19 protein-coding genes are annotated in these 19,487 nt (G+C 56.1%); 5 read left to right on the top strand and 14 right to left on the bottom strand.

The window, feature by feature from the left end:
- Positions 1-4 precede the first annotated feature (4 nt).
- Positions 5-1,186: an amidohydrolase gene (locus ACHZBS_RS14645; RefSeq protein ID WP_319407259.1), complete on the top strand. Its 1,182-nt coding sequence runs from the start codon at positions 5-7 to the stop codon at positions 1,184-1,186.
- 56 nt (positions 1,187-1,242) lie between these two features.
- Here ACHZBS_RS14645 and ACHZBS_RS14640 read toward each other — a convergent pair whose 3' ends face one another.
- The 7 genes from ACHZBS_RS14640 to ACHZBS_RS14610 form a co-directional block, all read right to left on the bottom strand.
- On the bottom strand, positions 1,243-1,731 hold the full coding sequence (locus ACHZBS_RS14640; protein WP_319409089.1) for an N-acetyltransferase: 489 nt from the start codon (positions 1,729-1,731) through the stop codon (positions 1,243-1,245).
- Positions 1,732-1,816: 85 nt separating this feature from the next.
- The gene (locus ACHZBS_RS14635; protein ID WP_319407258.1) at positions 1,817-2,278 is read right to left on the bottom strand and encodes a DUF3465 domain-containing protein; all 462 of its coding nucleotides are present in this window, start codon (positions 2,276-2,278) and stop codon (positions 1,817-1,819) included.
- A 186-nt stretch (positions 2,279-2,464) separates the two neighbouring features.
- A complete protein-coding gene (locus tag ACHZBS_RS14630; protein WP_319407257.1) occupies positions 2,465-2,920 on the bottom strand; it encodes a hypothetical protein in 456 nt (151 codons plus the stop codon).
- Between the two features lie 156 nt (positions 2,921-3,076).
- Complete coding sequence (locus ACHZBS_RS14625; protein WP_319407256.1) at positions 3,077-4,393, bottom strand: hypothetical protein; 1,317 nt, start codon at positions 4,391-4,393, stop codon at positions 3,077-3,079.
- A 74-nt stretch (positions 4,394-4,467) separates the two neighbouring features.
- Positions 4,468-4,956, bottom strand: coding sequence for a YbaK/EbsC family protein (locus tag ACHZBS_RS14620; RefSeq protein ID WP_319407255.1), 489 nt, complete (start codon positions 4,954-4,956; stop codon positions 4,468-4,470).
- 27 nt (positions 4,957-4,983) lie between these two features.
- Positions 4,984-5,325, bottom strand: coding sequence for a cupin domain-containing protein (locus ACHZBS_RS14615; RefSeq protein ID WP_319407254.1), 342 nt, complete (start codon positions 5,323-5,325; stop codon positions 4,984-4,986).
- A gap of 74 nt (positions 5,326-5,399) precedes the next feature.
- Entirely contained in the window at positions 5,400-5,978 is a 579-nt protein-coding gene (locus ACHZBS_RS14610; protein WP_319407253.1) for a GNAT family N-acetyltransferase, read from the bottom strand.
- A 62-nt stretch (positions 5,979-6,040) separates the two neighbouring features.
- Here ACHZBS_RS14610 and ACHZBS_RS14605 point away from each other — a divergent pair, with 62 nt between their 5' ends.
- Positions 6,041-6,505, top strand: a complete 465-nt coding sequence (locus ACHZBS_RS14605; protein ID WP_319407252.1) for a hypothetical protein — start codon at positions 6,041-6,043, stop codon at positions 6,503-6,505.
- 167 nt (positions 6,506-6,672) lie between these two features.
- Here the strand turns inward: ACHZBS_RS14605 and ACHZBS_RS14600 are convergent, their stop codons facing one another.
- Genes ACHZBS_RS14600 through wtpA form a run of 3 tightly spaced genes read right to left on the bottom strand, consistent with a single transcriptional unit; the run spans position 6,673 to position 9,519 of the window.
- Complete coding sequence (locus ACHZBS_RS14600; RefSeq protein WP_319407251.1) at positions 6,673-7,707, bottom strand: ABC transporter ATP-binding protein; 1,035 nt, start codon at positions 7,705-7,707, stop codon at positions 6,673-6,675.
- The gene (locus ACHZBS_RS14595; protein ID WP_319407250.1) at positions 7,704-8,540 is read right to left on the bottom strand and encodes an ABC transporter permease; all 837 of its coding nucleotides are present in this window, start codon (positions 8,538-8,540) and stop codon (positions 7,704-7,706) included. The genes ACHZBS_RS14600 and ACHZBS_RS14595 overlap by 4 nt, the downstream gene beginning before the upstream one ends.
- Positions 8,533-9,519 carry a tungstate ABC transporter substrate-binding protein WtpA gene (gene wtpA, locus ACHZBS_RS14590; protein WP_319407249.1) on the bottom strand — a complete coding sequence of 329 codons (987 nt, stop codon included), beginning with the start codon at positions 9,517-9,519 and terminating at the stop codon, positions 8,533-8,535. Before wtpA ends, ACHZBS_RS14595 begins: the two co-directional genes overlap by 8 nt.
- A gap of 450 nt (positions 9,520-9,969) precedes the next feature.
- Between wtpA and ACHZBS_RS14585 the strand changes: the two genes are divergently transcribed.
- The 3 genes from ACHZBS_RS14585 (at position 9,970) to ACHZBS_RS14575 (ending at position 13,353) form a co-directional block, all read left to right on the top strand.
- Positions 9,970-10,383: a DUF6951 family protein gene (locus ACHZBS_RS14585; RefSeq protein WP_319407248.1), complete on the top strand. Its 414-nt coding sequence runs from the start codon at positions 9,970-9,972 to the stop codon at positions 10,381-10,383.
- 122 nt (positions 10,384-10,505) lie between these two features.
- Positions 10,506-11,072: a class I SAM-dependent methyltransferase gene (locus ACHZBS_RS14580; protein ID WP_319407247.1), complete on the top strand. Its 567-nt coding sequence runs from the start codon at positions 10,506-10,508 to the stop codon at positions 11,070-11,072.
- A 148-nt stretch (positions 11,073-11,220) separates the two neighbouring features.
- Positions 11,221-13,353, top strand: a complete 2,133-nt coding sequence (locus ACHZBS_RS14575; RefSeq protein ID WP_319407246.1) for an ATP-binding protein — start codon at positions 11,221-11,223, stop codon at positions 13,351-13,353.
- Between the two features lie 6 nt (positions 13,354-13,359).
- On the opposite strand, the gene ACHZBS_RS14570 is transcribed toward ACHZBS_RS14575, so the two are convergent.
- The 4 genes from ACHZBS_RS14570 to ACHZBS_RS14555 form a co-directional block, all read right to left on the bottom strand.
- Positions 13,360-16,443, bottom strand: a complete 3,084-nt coding sequence (locus ACHZBS_RS14570; protein ID WP_319407245.1) for an aminotransferase class III-fold pyridoxal phosphate-dependent enzyme — start codon at positions 16,441-16,443, stop codon at positions 13,360-13,362.
- Between the two features lie 71 nt (positions 16,444-16,514).
- A complete protein-coding gene (locus ACHZBS_RS14565) occupies positions 16,515-17,552 on the bottom strand; it encodes a proline racemase family protein (RefSeq protein ID WP_319407244.1) in 1,038 nt (345 codons plus the stop codon).
- Between the two features lie 215 nt (positions 17,553-17,767).
- On the bottom strand, positions 17,768-18,730 hold the full coding sequence (locus tag ACHZBS_RS14560; RefSeq protein WP_319407243.1) for a hypothetical protein: 963 nt from the start codon (positions 18,728-18,730) through the stop codon (positions 17,768-17,770).
- A gap of 15 nt (positions 18,731-18,745) precedes the next feature.
- Positions 18,746-19,450, bottom strand: a complete 705-nt coding sequence (locus tag ACHZBS_RS14555; protein ID WP_319407242.1) for a FadR/GntR family transcriptional regulator — start codon at positions 19,448-19,450, stop codon at positions 18,746-18,748.
- Positions 19,451-19,487: the final 37 nt, after the last annotated feature.

Below are 19,487 nucleotides of genomic sequence, written 5' to 3'. Positions count from 1 at the left end.
CCCCATGATACTCAAAGACCAAATCGCATCCTGCAAGAACCATCTCATCGGCGTTCGCCGGGACCTTCACCGCATACCGGAAGTGGCCTACACCGAAGAGAAGACCAGCGCCTATGTGGCCGACTACCTGAAACGGGAAGGCCTGTCCGTGGTCACGGGCATCGCCCGCACCGGTGTCGTGGGCCTGCTGGAAACCGGTCGCCCCGGCCCGACCCTGCTCATCCGGGCGGACATGGATGCGCTGCCCATCACGGAAGCCACCGGGCTGCCCTTCGCGTCCCAACATCCCGGCGTCATGCACGCCTGCGGCCACGACGGCCACACGGCCATGGCCCTGGTCACCGCCACGGCAATGAATGCGCTCAAGGACCGGATCAACGGGACCATCAAGTTTGTCTTCCAGCCGGCTGAAGAGGGGCCGGGCGGCGCCCTGCCCATGATCGAGGCCGGGGTGATGGACAATCCCCACGTGGACTACGCCCTGGGCTGCCACATCTGGCCCACCATTCCCGAAGGAACCATCGGCATCCGGTCCGGCGTCCTGATGGCCGCCATGTTCAGTTTCGACATCACCATCACAGGCAAGGGCGGCCACGGGGCCATGCCCCATTTGTGCGTGGACGCCCTGGACACCGGCTGCCAGGTAGTGGCTGCCCTTCAGCGCATCGTCAGCCGCCAGATGGATCCGCTGCAACCCGCGGTGGTGACTGTCGGGAAATTCCAGGCCGGCACCGCCTTCAACGTCATCCCGGAAAACGCAAATTTGTGCGGCACCGCCAGGACTTTCGACAAGACGATCTGGAAACGCTGGCCCGAAATCATCGAAACCATCGTCAAGGGCGTCTGCAGTTCCATGGGTGCCGGGTATGAAATGAGCTATGAGCAGGGGTATCCGCCCACGATCAACGATCCGGACATGGCCGACCGGATGAAGCGCATCGCCGGTGAAGTCGTCGGCGTTGACCGGGTGGTCGAACCGGTAAAAACAATGGGCGGCGAGGACATGGCCTTTTTCCTGGAACGAGTCCCGGGATGTTTTTTCTGCCTGGGTGCGGGCAATGACAGCTATGCCGGCATCCACAACCCGCGGTTCGGCTTCAATGAAGAGATCCTGCTCAGCGGTGTTGAAACCTATTGCCGGGCCGCTATCGATCTTCTCGGCAGGCCATCAACGGCAGGCAGTTAAGCCCGTCGCGGCAGGGTGAGGGGTGTAAATCGAGCAATTATGGAACTTTTCAGCATTTATTCCCGCCAGTGCTCAGGTCTGTTCAACGTATCCACACAAACGATCCTGCCGCTGAAGCTTCCAATAGTTACCGGTCTCAGTTCCTGAACCATCCAGGCAGCGGCGTCTTTAACCGGGATAGGGTAAGGCGCGTCAAACCCATGAACACCAGCCGGCCTGAACCCGAATCGCGGATAATAACCCGGATGGCCCAGGACAAAAACAAGATGGACCTTCGATTCAGACAGTTGCCTTAACCCTTCCCGTATGAGTTCGCCGCCAACGCCTTTTCCTTGAGCAATTGGCAGGATTGCAAGCGGCGCAAGGATCATGGCGGACAGTGCATCTTCATTTCGGGTTATTCGAACCCGGGTAAAAAGAATATGTCCAACCGCCCCATCATCATCCATGGCAAGCAGGGAGAGCCGGGGTTTGGCGCTATCGTCATTCAGCAAATCGTTGACGAGGTTCGACTCCTTGCTATGCCCAAACGCTTCGGCTTCTATGCGCAGGACATCGTCTAAATCTGAATCGGTGCTTTTTTGATAATCAACTTCTTCTCCGGAAGCAGGGGATCAGCGATTTTACCGCTTATTGGTAAAGCTTCCCCCCGTGATTCAACCAGCCACCCTCATGACGATTTTTGGGATCATGGTGTGTCCAGTGGACAACGCCCCCCTTGGCGTTCCATTCATATTCCCCATAAAAATTGATGTGATCACCGACCCTAAGGTTCTTTATTTCTGGGGCGAGGTCAATGTTGTGTGCGATCAGCAGGGTTTGGCTTGAGTCCAGTTTTATAATGAACCGTTGATGTCTGCTGCCATCATTGTCATCGGGTAGAATTTTGATGACCTTTCCCGACCCACCCATCTGAATGTCACTGAGTTTGTTATCGAAAGCGTTTTGTATCGCTTGATCGCTTGTTGAAAGACCAGATTTTGTAAATTGAAGAAGTGACTTTAAAGAATTTATGGAAAAGCGGTCTGGAGCATGGGTAATCAAAGCGTATGCGCCGATGCAAATTAGAATTATAACAAGAAATTTCTTCATGCGTCATATCTTTTCTAATGGGTGCTAAAGGGTAACATTTTTGCTCATAGGTGAGGGCCGTTCTTTTGGCCCGTATCTTTTTACAGCAGGTTAAAATTCCTCAGATTGTCCCCAACGCCCCTCGATTTAGACAAATGACGAAACCAAAAAATGAACGGTTCCTCCCAGCCCCTCTTGAGCAGTGGGTTAAAGCCAAGGCGTCTGACCCTGGATGTAGCTTTCAACAGCTTCGAACGGCGTCGAGTAACCGTTCCGATCTGTGGAAAGATACGAAAAGAGGCATTGATTGATAGTCATCTCCATGGCATTGATTTGTTCTGGAGCATACAGGCCCAAAGTCATCCGTTTCATCTCATTAATGCTGCCCGTAAGTTTTCGGTTTCCGTTTTTTCCAAGGGATGTGACCTTTGTGCCACGATACCATGGGCAAGCATTATTTATTTCCGATGCTATTGCCAAGGTATCTCGAAACTGTGATTTGCGTCGAACCAGAGTAAACAATGTATATTCGTGCACGATGAATAACATCGGGACACGCTCGACCATCACGGCGTCCACCTTCCAGAAGTCTCCTGAACGCTCTTCAAGATCTTTCCAGTTAATACGAAATCGTTTAGCTGCTTTATTGCTTAGATTGATCATTTTTTGCCTCGGGATGATAACGCCCCGGTTCACTGGCCGCGAGGTACGAGCGGCTCTTTGTGAAACCGCTTGTTTTATTGTTTAGATGTTAAACGAAATATCCGGATTGCAGAGAAATATTGATTACCGGGCTTCTATTTTGATCAGTTTTGCTCCTCATGGTTTTGGAAGAGATCCGTCCGGGGGAATAACCGTAATATTGCCCACTTGATTTTTCCATGCTTGATAGCCGGCGCGACCCAAGGCTTCTATTGCGCCGTCTGTATAGCCTTCCGCCTCCAGTTGGGTCCACAATGCCGAGGCCTTTTCCATGACCGCACCGGGAGGCGCGTTGCGCGAATCTTTCGTAAAATGTATAAATCCGGAATCATCCCGATCACAGATACCATATCTTGATCGCAGCATGTCTACATAAGGGTTGAATTCCGCCCAGAAGCTTCGATCCGCGCGAATGGCGCCGGTCAAATCGGCTAGCAGTTCGGCCTCCCGGTCTTCTTCCGCAAGCGTTAACCAGGGTCCGACACCCAACGGTCGAAGATTATCCAGACTGAACGAAAATTCGGAAGGAACGACTCCTGTTTTATCCTTCGTATAAACGGAATATCGGGCGTAAATGCCGAAAGGATGGTTAAATCCGGTAATAACTATCCCGTTATCATCGATCAGGGTACAAATCTTTGACAGCATTAATTCCCTGATCTCTTTTTCAAAGTAAAGGAGAACGTTCATGCAACGGACAGTACTGGCAGGAGGAAGCTTGAGATCCTCGATATTCGATTTCAGGAATTTAAGGTTTTTCGCTTCGAAGGTCCGGATAGGGTTGCATATTAACCGGTTGCCGTTTTTCTCGACCGTCGCGCTGGAGTTTTCATCGGAAGTCTTTATATGAGGGCGTAGATCGGTAAAAAGCGATTTGAATCGATCACTGGTCGCATTGGAACGCTCGTTCAGCGGTTTCGTCGGCGCCTGGAAGTATTGAAGTTTTCCCAAGCGGTCGAAACAGGCGTAGTTGCCATCGACATCATAAAGGGCGTAGCGTGAAAACGACCGATCTACGCCGAAAACGGTCCAGTCCGGCAAGCGTCGGGCGGTATCGATCGTTGTTACCGGCGGGAATCCGCACCCCAAATCGATATATACAGGCTTCCCATTGATAGAAGTGTGGGTCTGTTTAACTACATAGTCGTCAAGTTTCCTGTGCCGATCGGGGGAGGTGACAGGTGGGATACGCCCACCCCAGGCCGATGGAAGCATGCCTGGCGTTACAGATGCCAGCAGCCAGATCATTTGACTGTTGATCTCTGTTGCCGGAACTGATGACCGTTTCATAAGGGTTAGCAGGCGTACAATAACACCTTTGGCTTCGGTCGATAATTCTGAAAAAGAAATATTTCTGGATAACCTGCGTGGCAGCCGTGTACCAAGGTAATGTTCTAAAAGGGAGTTAAAAGATATTGCCTCTGCTGAATCCATTTATTCCTTCTTTTAGTCATCGCCGAACGTTGCTAATCAGCTGCTGTTTTTGTGCGTCGGATGAATTAGTCTCGTTATATTTCTTCCGATAAATTAATCCATTTACCTTTCGTAAGGAGCTCCAAATCGGAAGGTTTTAGCTGAAAAACGGCAAAAGGAGTGCCTGCCGCCGCCCAGATGATTTCATATTTTTTCAAATCCTCATCCAATAAGGTTTCCAAAGATTCATTATGGCCTGCAGGCGGCACGCCACCGATTGCGTAGCCGACTCTATCTTTTACAAATTTACCATCTGCTTTTCCCAGTTTTAACCCCGTCGTTTTTTGGATCTTTTTTACATCAACACGATTAGAGCCAGATGCAATGACAAGAACCGGGCAATCTGTTTTCTTATCCTTAAAAACGATCGACTTAGCAATTTGCGATACTGTACATCCAATGCTGTCAGCAGCTTCTTGTGCAGTCCTTGTTGAACCGGGTAGTTCCTTGACCTCAAAGTAGAAACCATTGGATGCTAGAAAATCCTGAACACGTTTTGCGCTATTACTTAATTCTGACTTCATATAAAATTGTTCCTTTGAAACGCCTGGTTATGCATTTTTTCGGTCTCCGTGACTAGGCGGCGTTGAAACTACCAAGAACTCAAGAATTTGTTCATGCCGATTGCTTAACGTATGAAGCACGCCGGCAGGCACATGGAAACCCTCATTCGGCCTTAGCACGTGAATATTGCCAGCGACTTCGAGCGTAGCAATGCCACTTAGGACGTAAAAGAACTGCTCGGCTCTGTTGTGCAGATGGCGAACTTCAGAAGAGCCACTCGGTACGCGCTCTTGGATCACGCTGAGAGTTGGAGATGCAGCAAGGTGCCAGCCGTCGCAATTGCCACCCCAAAGGTAATGCTTGCTTGTTTGTATTGATGCAATAGACATCGATGCTTCCTGTGCATAACGATGTGGCTCAGCGGCTCCGCCCGATGGAGCCGCTTGCTATGGATTCCATCGAGTCATATTTGTGTATCTCTTAACATATATCGATTTTTGACCCCGAAAATTTCGGACTCAGAAATAACCTTGAACCCGAATTTCTCATAAAAGCGTACATTTTTATCCAAATCTGTTTCTAAGTATGCTTTCACCCTGCAAGCATCCACTTCCTTACAAAAACGTTCCATAAGCAGAGAGCCAATACCTAATCCTTGATGAGTCGGCATCACACCAATCGGACCAAGATGCCAATGTTGTTCGACCGGATCATACTTTGCCCATTCCTTAAACCAGACAGATTTTCTCCAATCGATATCATTTTCATCTCCAAATACATCTGGATCATCAATTACTTTGCCAATGCACGACTTCATTCTCATGACTCCGATGATTTTTCCATTTTCCTTTGCCAGAAAGACAACTCCGGGCAGGTAATTAAAGAGTTCAAAAAACATCTTTTCGATCTCCAGGCGTACCTTTTCGCCATTACCCAGAAATACACCAATATGGTGTGGATTGTTAAGCATGGCGATGCTTAGTACTTTCGCAGATTGTTGGATGTCATTCTGTTCCATTAGGGAAATTTGAAAGTTGCTCATATTTAATCCGTCAGTCATTTGAGGTAATAATTGATGCCAAACTTTGGCAATACGTGGAAAAGGTGGAAAATATACCGGAATTATTTACACTATTTGATTTTGCGATACGCACAAGACAGAAAAAAAAATTGAATTCCAGACCTGATGGTACCGTAAAAAGTATCAAACAGTATCCCTCCATCGGCAGCGAATGTTTAACAGGGTTGTTGAAAAACGTCATAAGCGCAGGCAAGACAAGGCAAAATTTGGTGAAAAAGCGTAGTTTATGTGTGATAAATGAGCATGTTGAACCCAATTTTAACGCTGTATTGGCAAGCACAATAGTATTTCAACAGCCTGCTAAAGCTATCTGCAATTTGTGGATCCCCGCCTGTGCGGGGATGACAACAAAGAGTCATTTTCGACTTTTTATGGCTTCATCAGATTTGATCGATGGAGCAGGAAGCGAGGAACAGGTCCAACCAACACAATTCTTTCCTGAAAATCAAGGCAATTCTCATTTTGGACGTGCAATGGAATCGGTTTGAAATCATCAATAATAGCGGTGTCTTTCCGATAGGGTCAGTCAATCGGAGATTAGTTATCGCGGCTGGAAGCCGCTCCTACATATGCCCACAATCCCAATTAAACGGACGGCCTTTGCAATCGATGATCACGCCGTGTTTGCTATACTCCGGACATTGAAACGGAGGGATCAGATCAGGTGAATGTCGGCCGGATCGATGTTCAGGAATACCTCCGCACCCTGCCGGAGGTTCATCGCCAGAAGACTGCTGGTGAGCATGACGGTTTTGAAGATGACGCCGGCGGCGTCCACGGTCAGTTCGGCAAAGAAACCCTGGTTGGAGATGGTGGTGATCCGCCCCGAAAAGCTGCCAGCCGACATTGTATCGGAGCCGGCAGGTTGCAAGTGAATGTGCTCCGGGCGTATGGCCGCATGGCGGAAATGGCCGTTTTTTCCCGGAACCGCCAGCGCCAGATCGCCGATGAAAGGGGTCCCATTTTCCACCCGCACCGGCAGCACATTTTTCATGCCCACGAAATCGGCCACGAAGGCCGTGAGCGGCCTTCTGAAAACATCTTCCACCGTTCCGGCCTGCTCGACATGGCCGTCGTTGAGTATGGCCACGCGCTGGGCCAGGCTGTGGGCATCGGTAAAATCGTGGGTCACCATCAGCACGGTCAGCCCGGTTTCCCGATGCAGGCTGCGGAAGAGATCGCGGATCTCTTCCCGGAAACAGGGATCGAGGGAAGAAAGGGGTTCGTCCAGCAAAAGCACCGTCGGTTCCGTGGCAAGGGCCCGGGCCAGGGCCACGCGCTGCTTTTCACCGCCGCTCAGGGTGGTCACCGAGCGGTCCAGCAGCGATGCCAGGCCCAATCGATTGATGAGGTCGCGGCACCTGGTCCGTCCGGACGGGGTCGACCGGTGGTGATAGCGAAGGCCGAAATTGATGTTTTTGATCACACTCAGGTGAGGAAACAGGGCGCAGTCCTGGTAGACGATGCCCACGCCGCGGCGTTCAGGAGGAAGCCCCGTGACGTCGCGGCCGGAAACAACGATCCGCCCGCCGGCAATCGTGACGACGCCGGCCACCGACTCCAGGATGAGGGTCTTGCCCGCGCCGGTGGGGCCCAGCAGGCAGAAAAACTCGCCCTGTTCGACGCAAAGATCCACCGATTTGAGGGAAAACCCGGGCAGGCGCACGCTGAGCTGGTCGATGCGGATCATGCCGCCGCCTTGCGGTCCAGCGAGAAGACCCTCAGCAGCAGAAAAAGCACCAGGCAGACGAGGATGAGCCACACGGCCACCGGCTGGGAATACTTCAGGCCGTAGGCGGTGAAGCGTTCGTATATCATCACAGGGGCCACCATGGGATGGTAGGCCACGATAACCACGGCACCGAATTCGCTCACCGCCCGGGCCATACACATGATGCCGCCCACGACCATGTGCCGCCAGGCCAGCGGCAGGGTGACTCGGAAAAAGGTGGCGCCGGCCGACGCGCCCAGGCTCCGGGACACATGCTCCAGGCGCGGGGAGATCTCCGCAAAACCGGTTTTAACTGTATTGATGTAGAAGGGCAGGCCCACGAAGGTCAGCACGGCGATCAGGCCGGTAACCGTTCCCATGATCTCGATGCCCGCCGCCTGAATCAGCCGCCCGATCGGGTGGTTTCTACCGGCAATGCTGAGCAGGGCGATGCCCACCACCGGATGGGGAATCATGATGGGCAGGTCGATAACGCTTTCCAGAATTTTTTTGCCCGGGAAGCTATGCCGGGCCAGCAGGTATGCCAAGGGTGTTCCGAACGCCAGTGAGATGACGGCGGCCGCACCGGCGGTGACCATGCTGAGCCTGATGGACCGGATCACGTCCCGATCCACCAGGGTTTCCTTCAATGCGGCCAGCGTGGGTTGCGTCATCATCTCCACGAGCGGCACCAGGATGAACGCCACGATGACGGCGCTGCTGGCCACCGCCAGCCAGAAAAGGGGATCCCGGTGTTGATACCGCCGCTGCCCCGCTGCAATCACGGCACTATTGCCGGCGGTGCTACTCACGGACCTCCACCAGCGTCGGCAGATTGCCGGGCAGGGCATCCTTCATGGCCTGGGTGGGCACTCGGCAGGGAATGAAGGGCGGCTGACCCATCTCTTTGAGCACCTTCAAGCCCCCGTCGTCCGACAACATATACTCCAGGAATCGGACGGCTCCGGCAGGGTTGGGGGCGTCTTTGACCAGGGTGATGCCGTAGGTGACAGACTGCCCGGTACGGGTGATCCACTCCCCGGGCTTTTTGTCGGTGACTTTAACCTGGGCCTGCTTGTAGAAATCATCGAACTGATAGTTGCCCAGATTAATATGGTCGTCCAAGGTCAGGAATTTGAGTTCGTGCTGAATGGCCACGGACAGATACTCCCAAGCATAGTCCATGTTGCCGGTTTTGAGAAGGGACACCAGCTCGACGGATTTGGGGCGCACATTCTTCTCCGGTCGGTTGGCGATCAGCCGGTCGTAAAGCCCGGGCTGGTTGTAAAATTTTTCAGCGAGCTGGAGGACCATCAAACTGCGGTATCCGCACGGATCCAGGTTGGGATCCGAATGGCCCCATACCACCTCTTTTTTCTGAAGGATTTCGAACCAGTTGTCGGCGTTGATCTGGTCGGCATAGCGGCTGTTGGGCGTATAGCAAAGCACCAGCTGATTGGTGGCAAAGCGGATGTTCCAGTCGGCCTTGCCCGGAATCAGGGTCTTGTCGATCACCTTGTAGTCGGCCGAAGCCATGATGTCGGCGGGCTTGCCCAGTTCGGAAATCATGCGGGCCATTTTGGTGCTGCCACCGGCTTCCCTAAGAATATCAATATCTGGATTGGCCGCTTCGAAGTCCTTTTCGATCCGGGCCAGGGGAACCGTCAGGCTGCCGGCATGAAAAATGATAACCTTTTGCATGGCCGCAGCCGGTACGGCATGGACTGAAATAACTAAAAAGATGGCGATGAGAATTGATAAAAATGCACGTTTTAAATTAGACGGGTTCATCGTTTATCCTCCTCCTGACAAGTCGAAAAGTAACGGTCAACGGCATAACATTCAACTTATTATCATTAGGGGGGACCGGGCATCGAGTCAAATTGTTTTGGGCAATGTTTCGTTAAATTTTCAAAAGACAACGATTACCGACCGTAACAAACAGGCTTTCGGGTGAATCGCAGTATCCGTTTCCCATTGTTGATGTCGGACGTACCGTTATCGTCAAAAAAGGTCCGTCAGAATAGAGCAACTTGCCGGCGGGACCTGCTGTTTATCGGCATGGTAACCTTCGGCCGCAAGGCCCTTGATTTATTGGGCTGCGGACAGCAGTCTTCCGAGGCGGCGCAGCACTTATCAATTGGGCACTTATCAATTGAGTTGACTTGACCGGTTTGCCCCCTATTTTTAATAAGTCTTTGACAGCCGGTCCGATGAGGTACATCCAGGCCAGGATTGACGGTGCCACCCACTGACAATCAAACATCAGGGAAGACCTATATAAAAGCAACCGCTAAAATCAATGCCGACGTCTGCGGCTTTAAAACAAAGGTTACGGCCGAGACCCAAGACGGGATGAACGTCGAACTGCGCATGGGCAGCGATTGCGAAACCATCAGGGAACTGGCCAATCTGATTAAGGCCCGGAACCCGATCAACGCGTTCCAGGAACTCACCCCGATTGCCGAGAGCGTAATACTGGCAGTCTGCCGCTCGGTCTTGCGGAAAAAGGGATGCTGCGAGGCATGCGTGGTGCCTGTGGCCATTTGCAAGGCGATGCAGGTCACTGCCAATCTGGCGCTTCCCAGGGATGTGGTTGTGGAAATAGCTAAAGGATGTTGCCCTCGTAAAGTCGCTTTTCCTACGGATTCGTAAAAAACCGAGATCAAGGCTTGCGAATCCCGAGGAATGAGGCGTACTTAAGGTACTCCGCAGTGACGAGTGATGAAGCGTAACGCAGATATCGGCTTTTTTACGAATCCGTCAAAGGAGTAACCATGCCACAAAAACCCATCGCCGCCGGCAAGAGCAGTTTCGACCTCATCGATTTCGCCACCTTTTTGTCCGCCGTGGATTTAGGCGGTGATATCGTCTTCATGGACGTGGCCTGCGGGATCGGAAACTATGCCATCGAGATCGCCCGGCAAATCCGGGATAAGGGAACGGTGCATGCCTTTGACCTGTGGGAGGAAGGGATTACCAAGCTAAGGCTCAAGGCCGGCTCTCTGAGGCTGGAGAATATCGAAGCCACGGTTTGTGACGTCAGCAAAAAAATTCCCCTTGGCGATCACGCCGTGGACATCTGCCTCATGGCCACGGTGCTCCACGACCTGATCGAAGACGGCACCCACCAGGGGACGGTCAAGGAGATCGCCCGTGTGCTGAAGCCAGCCGGACAGCTGGCCGTGGTGGAGTTCAAGAAAATGCCCGGGCCGCCCGGGCCGCCGGAAAAGGTGCGGCTGTCGCCCGGGGAACTGAACGCGGTGCTTCTTCCCTTCGGTTTTCATCCCAGCCGGACACGCGAACTCGGAGCTGTCACTTACCTGACGACGTTCTCCCGATAATTCCAGTTCATTGCCCGAAAAATGGAGTCGAACCTTACGTGCCCGGCAACCTTCCCCGGGCGTCCAATTCCATCCTTGATTTCTCGGAAAAAAGACCGATATCACCCCCGTAGGAAAGATTTCCACCTTATTCCGGGAGTACGGTCCGTTGTACAAAGCAATCACCGCCTACCGAAACCAGTTGCGGGAAAAGCTGTTCAGCATCCCTGAAAAAGTTCCCACCCGCCACCGCCGGTACGTCATCGCCAGCAACTTCATGTTCGTCTTCGCCCTAGTGGGTCACAGTGCCTTTATTCCCGTCCACTGGATTCTCGGCGCCCCGCTCCTGTTCACCGTCAACCTGCTGTGCGTACCCATGGACGCCCTGTGCCTCTTTTTGAATCATCGGCGGCACTATACAGCGGCCTTCGGCATCTGGGTGACCGGGGTCACCTATCATGCATCCATCAGTTCCCTGGCCTATGGGTGGGAGTCGGGGTTTCACTACTACATCCTGAGCCTTACCGTCTTCGTGTTCATCGCCCCGTGGCGAAAGCTCGTCAACATCCTTCTGCTGTGCATCCTCATGGGCATCTATATCTGGCTGAACACCCACGGCCGCATGTCGCCACCGGACATCATGCTGACCCCAACCCTGAAAACCGCCGCCAATGTGATCAATATCGTGGTGAACTTCATTGTCCTGGGCTACCTGGCCAACTACTACACGCTGGCGGCCGAAAAAACCCAGAACGCCCTGGAGGAGAATGAAAAGACCCTGAAAACCACCCTGGCCGCCTCACCGGTGGGCATCGCCCTGATTAAAAACCGCGAAATCTTCTGGACCAATGAAACCCTGTCACAGATGATGGGTTACGGGAAAAACGAACCCATAGAACGGGATGCCCGCCGCTTCCTCCCCAATGTCGGCGACCTGGAGCAGTTTGAACACCTGGCCCATGAAGTCGGCCAGCCGTCCATCGACGTTCCCGATACCCGTCTTATCAGAAGGGACAAAACCACATTTCCCTGCCACATCAAGATCCGCCCCATCGCACCCGGAGACACCACCAGGGGTTCCATCGTCGTCGTCATGGACATGACCGAACAGAAGGCAGCCGAGCGGGAAAAGGCGGCGCTTCGAGCCAGGTTCCAGCGGGCCGAAAAGATGGAGATGGTTGGCACCCTGGCAGGCGGGGTGGCCCACGACCTCAACAACATCCTGTCAGGCATCCTCAGCTACCCGGAGCTGTTACTCATGGACTTAACCCCGGAAAACCCCATGAGAAAGCCCCTGGAAACGATCAGGCAATCCGGAGAAAAAGCGGCGGCCATCGTTCAGGATCTGCTCACCCTGGCCAGGCGGGGAGTACCGGCCCAGCAGGTGACCGACATGAACGCCATTGTCCAGGAGTATCTGGCCAGTCCCGAGCAGGCCAAGCTGGCTCACTACCACCCCACCGTCCGTTTCGATACCCGCCTGATCCCCGGCCTGTTCAAGGTCTCCGGCTCTCCCGTTCACTTGGCCAAAACCGTGATGAACCTTATCTCCAATGCCTCCGAGGCTATTTCCGGAGGCGGGACGGTGACTATCGAGACGGAAAACCGCCGGATCATCATCGCCTATTCCGGGTATGAAATTATCGAGCCCGGCGAATATGCCGTGCTGTCCGTGTCAGACGACGGCCAGGGAATTCCGGCAGAGAGTCTGGATCGAATTTTCGAGCCCTTTTACACCAAGAAAGTCATGGGCAGAAGCGGGACCGGTCTGGGACTGGCCGTGGTATGGGGAACGGTGAAAGACAATGGCGGGTATGTGGATGTAAGCAGCGTTCCGGGCCGGGGTACCCGGTTTGACCTCTACTTTCCGCGCACCGACCAGGTGGCATTGGAAAAGGATGCGGATTCCCTGGAGAACCACCCGGGCAATGGAGAGCACGTACTGGTCGTGGATGACGTTGAAGAACAGCGCATCATCGCCACCGGCATGCTGAAGAAACTGGGCTACCGGGCCGATGCGGTCGACAGCGGTAAAACGGCGCTGGCCTGGATGCGCAGCCACCGCAGCGACCTGCTGATGCTGGACATGATCATGGATCCGGGCATCGATGGGTTGGAGACCTACCGGCAGGTTCTTAAAGACCATCCCGGGCAAAAGGCCATTGTCGCCAGCGGCTATTCAGAGACGCAACGCGTATCGGCCGTGCTGGATCTGGGGGCCTCCGGCTACCTGAAAAAGCCCTACACACTCTTCGAACTGGCCAAAGCTGTCGGAGACGCCTTGAAAGAACCTTCCGAATAACCCCAATCAGCGCCACAGGCAATCTTCCTCAAACACATTCTCCAGCGCATCGACCAGGGCGTCGGCATCCTGCATGGAGAAGACGATCGGCGGCTTGATCTTGAGCACGTTGTGCAGGGGGCCATCGGTGCTGATCAGAAATCCGTAATCCTTCATGCGATTGCAGATGTAGGCGGCGTGGTCCGCAGCCGGCGCCAGAGTGTCGTGATCCGTCACCAGTTCCACCCCCAGGTAGAGTCCCAGGCCCCGCACATCGCCGATCAATGGAGAATTCTCCTTCAGGGTCGACAGCCGCTCGAGCAGGTAGGCGCCCACCTGCCTGGCATTTTCCTGCAGGTCTTCGGTCTGGATCACATCCATTACAGCCATGCCCACGGCACAGGAAACGGGGTTGCCGCCGTAAGTATTGAAGTACTCCATGCCGTTGTTAAATGTTCCGGCGATTTCAGGGGTGGTCACCACCGCCGCGACGGGGTGGCCGTTGCCCATGGGTTTGCCCAGGGTGACGATGTCCGGCACCACCCCCTGGGTCTCGAAGGCCCAGAAGTGGGTACCGGCCCGGCCGAAACCCACCTGGACCTCGTCGGCGATGCACACCCCGCCGGCGGCCCTCACGTGCGCAAAGGCCGCCCGGAGATAGCCGTCGGGCAGCAGCACCTGGCCGCCGCAGCCCAGCATGCTCTCACAGATAAAGGCCGCCGGCCGCCGGCCCGCGGCCTGGATGCAGTCGACGGCTGTCTTCACATAGCGGGCATAGGCAATGCCGGATTCGGGTCCGGTGCCCTTGTGGGGGCCGCGGTAGCCGCAAGGCATGACGACCGTCTGGACCCAGTCCGGCGCCCCCTTCCCCCCGGGCCCGTCGTGCTTGTAAGGGCTGATGTCCACCAGTCCCTGGGTGTTGCCGTGGTAGGCCCCGTCAACGGTGATGATGTCGCCTTGCCCCGTATGGGTGCGCGCCAGACGCAGGGCCAGTTCGTTGGCCTCGCTGCCGCTGCATACGAAAAAACAGACACTCAGCGGATCCGGGAAGGTGGCCAGCAGCCGCCGGGCGTAGTCCACAATGTTGTCGTGAAGGTAGCGGGTGTTGGTGTTGAGTACCGCCATCTGGCGCTGCCCGGCGGCCACCACGGCAGGGTGGCAGTGGCCCACGTGGCAGACGTTGTTCACCCCGTCCATGTAGGGCTGTCCGGTTTCGGTGTAGAGGAAGCCGCCCATGCCCCGGACGATCTTCAGCGGGGTGCGATACGAGACGCTTAGGTTTTTTCCCAGGTGCCGTTGCCGGATGGCCATGATTTCATCTGCCTGGCGGACTTCCGTGGCCGGAGGCTCAAAGGCAAGCCCCAGGACCACACCCGGATCCGGGCACAGGGCGGTCCACACCCGTCGCTGGCTGGGCCGGGCCACGCCGGGGAAGCTGCCTTCAAATCCCAGCAGGTCGGTGATCAGTTGAAAGTGCAAGTGGGGCGCCCAGCCGCCGTTTTCCTTTGAGGTTCCGATGGCGCCGAGCGTCTGTCCCGCCCTGATGGCCATTCCCGGTTCCAGGGCATCCAGCGATGTGGCTGCCAGATGGCCGTAAAGCGAGTAAAAAGGAATCCCCGTGTCCGTCTCGTGGGACAAAATGAGAGTCGGCCCGTAGTCCTGGTGGGCATCGTTGTTCTGAACGCTGTGGATCCGGCCGTCCATGAAGGCATAAACCGGTTGACCCGGCCGGGCGAACAGATCCAGGCCCAGGTGAACGGTGCGGTATTCGGGAGCGGTGTCCGTCTCCACCTTGAAGGCATCGGCCGTGTAGATCAACCGGGCTTCGTTGTAGCGGCCGATGCCGAGGGCACTGCCGGCATCTTCCATCTCCCGGAATATCAGACGGGTCATGGCTTCCGCATCCCCTTTTTCCGGACCGGCCCCCAGCAGGGGCGTGCTCACGCTCAGGTCGATGACCGGCGGATGGTCGCCCGGCAGCGAGACATCCACCACCGGGGTGAACGACGATTGGTTTTCCTTCAGCCAGGCGGCGAGGAAGCGGCTTCGGGGCACCGGGTCGAAACCGCAGGCATCCCTGAAAAGGGCCTCGGCAAAAGCCGGGCTGATCTCCCGCAGCCGAAAAAGGAGTTCCCAGGCGGGCTGCTGGGAAATCAGCAGATAGGTGTTTTGGGGCGCCAGGCGGATCTGGTGGGCGCTGTGGCAGACACTGGTGCACAGGCGCATACAGATCAGGTCGAAGAGCACGGCCAGTTCCGTCTCGCCGAGCGCAAAAGCGCGGTGGTACCCGGCCACCACCTGGACGGCGGCGGTCAGGGGGTCCCTCTTGCCCATGAGGGCATAAGCGCAGGCAATGGCCAGTTCGTTGATGGTGTGCGAATGAACCATATCTCCGAAATCGATGAGCCCGGTGACCCGGTTGCCCCACCGGCCATAAGGCGACGCCAGCACATTGTAGTCGTTGCCGTCGCTGTGGATCACGCTGGTGCGAAGGCCCGCCAGTTTCGGAGCAGTGTCGGCGCAGTAGCGGTCAAACAGGTGCCGAACCAAATCCCGCTTTTCAGCGTCATCGATATTGTCCAACATTGACCCCACCACCTCGCCGCAGCGGGCCAGGTCCCAGTGAAACGCCCGATGGGTGGCCGGGTGATCGAAATTCATGAATGCCCGGTCGATGTTGCCCAGAAAGAATCCGAGGCTGAAGAGCAGGTCCCTGTCGTGGGGATTGACCGTGGCCAAAGGCTTCCCCGGCAGATAGGTGAGCAGGCGCACGAAATGGCTGGCCCCGTCCTGCCCGGGGATCGAGAGGATCTCCTCGCCGCCGGGAGCGCTTAAGACCCGGGGGCAGGGAGCGGATTCATCAAACAGGGCGGCACCCTGCTCCGCCACATGGGTCATGGCCCGGTTCTGGAGTTCCAGCACTTCACGGGTCTCCGCGGCATTGGCGATCTTGAGTACGAACTGGCCGCCCGTTCCATCCTGCAACCGGAAGTTCTGGTCCCGCTCGCTGGGCAGCCCTTCGGCCGATGCTGAGAGATTGAACAAATTTTCAGCCAGTGCGGCCGCCTGGCGTTCACTGAACCGGGGGGCCTGTCTCACCAGATTCGACATGATGCGTAACACTCCTTTCACGAACTTACCGATGGGGGTTTCATGAAGTTGATAAGGAACAGGAAGGCCGTCTATCGGAAGATGAACCCATCTTTCAGCGGGTCCGCCGGATCGATGAGAAATTCATTGCGTCCGGTGATCCAGGCGCTTCCTTCCACTTCCGGGATAACGGCGTCATGCGGGCCGAACGGGGTGGTTTCAACCACCTGACCGGTAAAACGGGAACCCAGGATGCTCTCGATGACGATGGGATCGTTCATGCCGATTTCCCTGCGGGTGAAATGAAGCGCCAGCCGGGCACTCACGCCGGTGCCGGTGGGGCTGCGATCCACCTCCCCGTCGGCGAAAATGCACACGTTGCTGGAGTGGGCCCCCGGGCTGTGGGGCGGGCCGATGATGATCGTTCCATAGAGAAAACTCAGGTCGGCCTCAAAAGGATGCGGGACCGGACCGGCGGCCATGACGGCCCGTTTGACCGCCATGCCCTTGTCGATCAGGGCGTTGAAGTCCCGGCCGGTGGTAGTCACCCCCAGATCCTCGGCCTTGACGAAGGCATAAAACGCCCCGCCGTAGGCGATATCATAACGCACGGCCCCCAGTCCGGGAACAACGACGGTCTGATCCAGCGTCAGGGCGAAAGAGGGCACATTATGAAAATAAACGCTGGTGACCCGCCCCTTCTCCAAACGGGCGTGGGCGGTCACCAAACCGGCGGGGGCGTCGATGCGAACGGTGGTTTCCGGTTCCACGGCCTCGATCAGGCCCGTTTCGACGGCCACGGTGGTAACCCCGATGATGCCGTGGCCGCACATGGAACTGTATCCCGCGTTGTGAAGAAACAGGACGCCGAAGTCCGCCCCGGGCGTCACCGGCGGCGTGATGATGCAGCCATACATGTCGGCATGGCCCCGGGGCTCCCACATGAGGGCTGTGCGCAGGAGATCCAGGTGGTCGGTCATAAACCGGCGTCGCGCCAGGATGGTCTCCCCTTCCAGTTCCGGCAGGCCGCCGGTGATGATGCGGAAGGGCTCACCGCCGGTGTGGGCATCGATGGTGGTAATCCGTTGCCAGCCCTCCGGCGGCGTCCAGTTTCTCATCTTTTCAAGCATGGTCGGCGCCCCTATCGAGAAGGTCATTCAAACATGGAAATCAGGTTCTTTGTATCATTAGCCATTTACTTCCAGAGCCTGTTTGAAACGTTGCGGTGCGGCCAAGATCAAGGCGGGCGATCATTTCAACCGGAGGCGTAGCCGCGCTGCGTCGAGAATTGAAATGTGGACCCAACGCGGATATTGGCCGCAATGGGACGTTTTGAAATTGGCTCTCACGACATATCGATGACCGTCCCCAGACCCTTCTTCTCCGCCGCCTTGAGTACCGCCGCCGCCGTCACCGCGTCCTGCACGGCCAGCCCCACGGATTTGAAGAAAGTGATCTCCTCATCGCTCTGCCGGCCGGGTTTGTCTCCATTGATGATCTCACCGATCTCGGCGTCGATGACCGCCTTGCCGATGATGATGTCCCCGGCCTCGGCCATGGCCGCGTCGCGTTGATCCACCACCACCCGGGCACGGCGAATGGTAGCGGCGTCGATCTCCTGCATCTGGGGGGTGAAGGAGCCCACACCGGTCACATGAGTGCCCGGTTTCAGGTCGTTGCCGTCAAACAGGGGGGTAGTTGCCGTCGTGGCGGCCAGCACGATATCCGCCTGCGCCACGGCGGTCTGCGGTAAATCGGCCAGGGTGACTGCCGGCGCATCGGGCCATCCGGCAATGTCGTCGGCCAGCCGTTGGGCGGCGCTTGCGAAGGGATCGACAATCCAGACACGCTCAATGTTGCGAACGGCCATGACCGCCCGGAGTTGGGAACGGGCCTGGACACCGGCGCCGAACAGAGCCACGGTCCCGGCATCCGCCCGAGCCAGATAGCGCGCCGCCACACCGCCCGCCGCACCGGTACGAAGGGCCGTCAAGCTGTCCCCTTCCATCAGGGCCAGGGGCATACCGGTCTGCGGGTCCAGGGCCAGCACCGTGGCCGCCACCGTGGGCAGTCCCAGCTTGGGGTTGTCGGCATACACGGAAACGATCTTCACTGCAAAATCGCCGCTTTCGTGGAGATGGGCGGGCATGAGCAGGGTCACCCCTTTTTCCGTGTGAAAACGGGACCGCAGCGGCATGGTGGCTTTTCCGGCGGAAAGCTGGGAGTATGCCCGTGCCACCGCATCAATGGCCTCGGTCATGGAAATCGCCGCGCGGACGTCTGCTGCCGTCAAAATACGAATGTGCATGTTTCGGTTGCCTCCTTACCCTATGATATTTTTCAATTCATTCCGAATGGCATCCAGGTGCTGGGCCATCCAGCGAGCTGCGTCTTCGCCGTCACCGGCCTCGATGGCTTCCACCACCCGGGCGGCCGTCCGGATGGAAACATCACGGTAGGCCGGCGGCAGCAAGGCCGTTTTCAAGTCATGGTGATGGGCCACGACTTTCTCGAGCACCAGTTTGGTCAGCTCGCACAACACCCTATTGCCGGCAGCTTCGGCCACTGCGGCATGAAACTGGATATCCGCATCCAGGAAGATGGCGTATTCCGTTTCCGTTCCTTTCACCTTTTTTATGGCCGCCTTCAGATTCCGGATCTGCTCGGCATCGGCCCGTTCCGCCGCCAGGGCCGCTGAACGGCATTCCAGCAACGCCCGCGCCTCCATCAGGTCAAAAATCGAGCCGGCGGAAAAGGCTGCCTTGAGTTTCTCGATACCCGGATCCACAGCGGGAAGCACATCTTTGATGAAGGTCCCCCGGCCCTGCAGCGGCTCCAGGTAACCCATCACCACCAGGGCGTTGATAGCCTCGCGAACCGATGAGCGCCCCACTCCCAGCATCAGGGCCAGATCACGCTGGGAGGGCAGTTGGGAACCGGGTGATAGTTCACCGTCGGTAATCTTTGCAATAATCTGTTCGGCCACCATGTCCGGCGCGGAACTTTTGCGAATGGTCTCAAAAGCCATTTTTTATCTCGATGCTGATGGGTTAAGGGAAACAATG

It is taken from the genome of uncultured Desulfosarcina sp. (assembly GCF_963664155.2).
GTDB lineage: Bacteria > Desulfobacterota > Desulfobacteria > Desulfobacterales > Desulfosarcinaceae > Desulfosarcina.
Note: the sequence above shows the minus strand (reverse complement) of the source record. Positions and strands in the feature narration are given on the sequence as shown.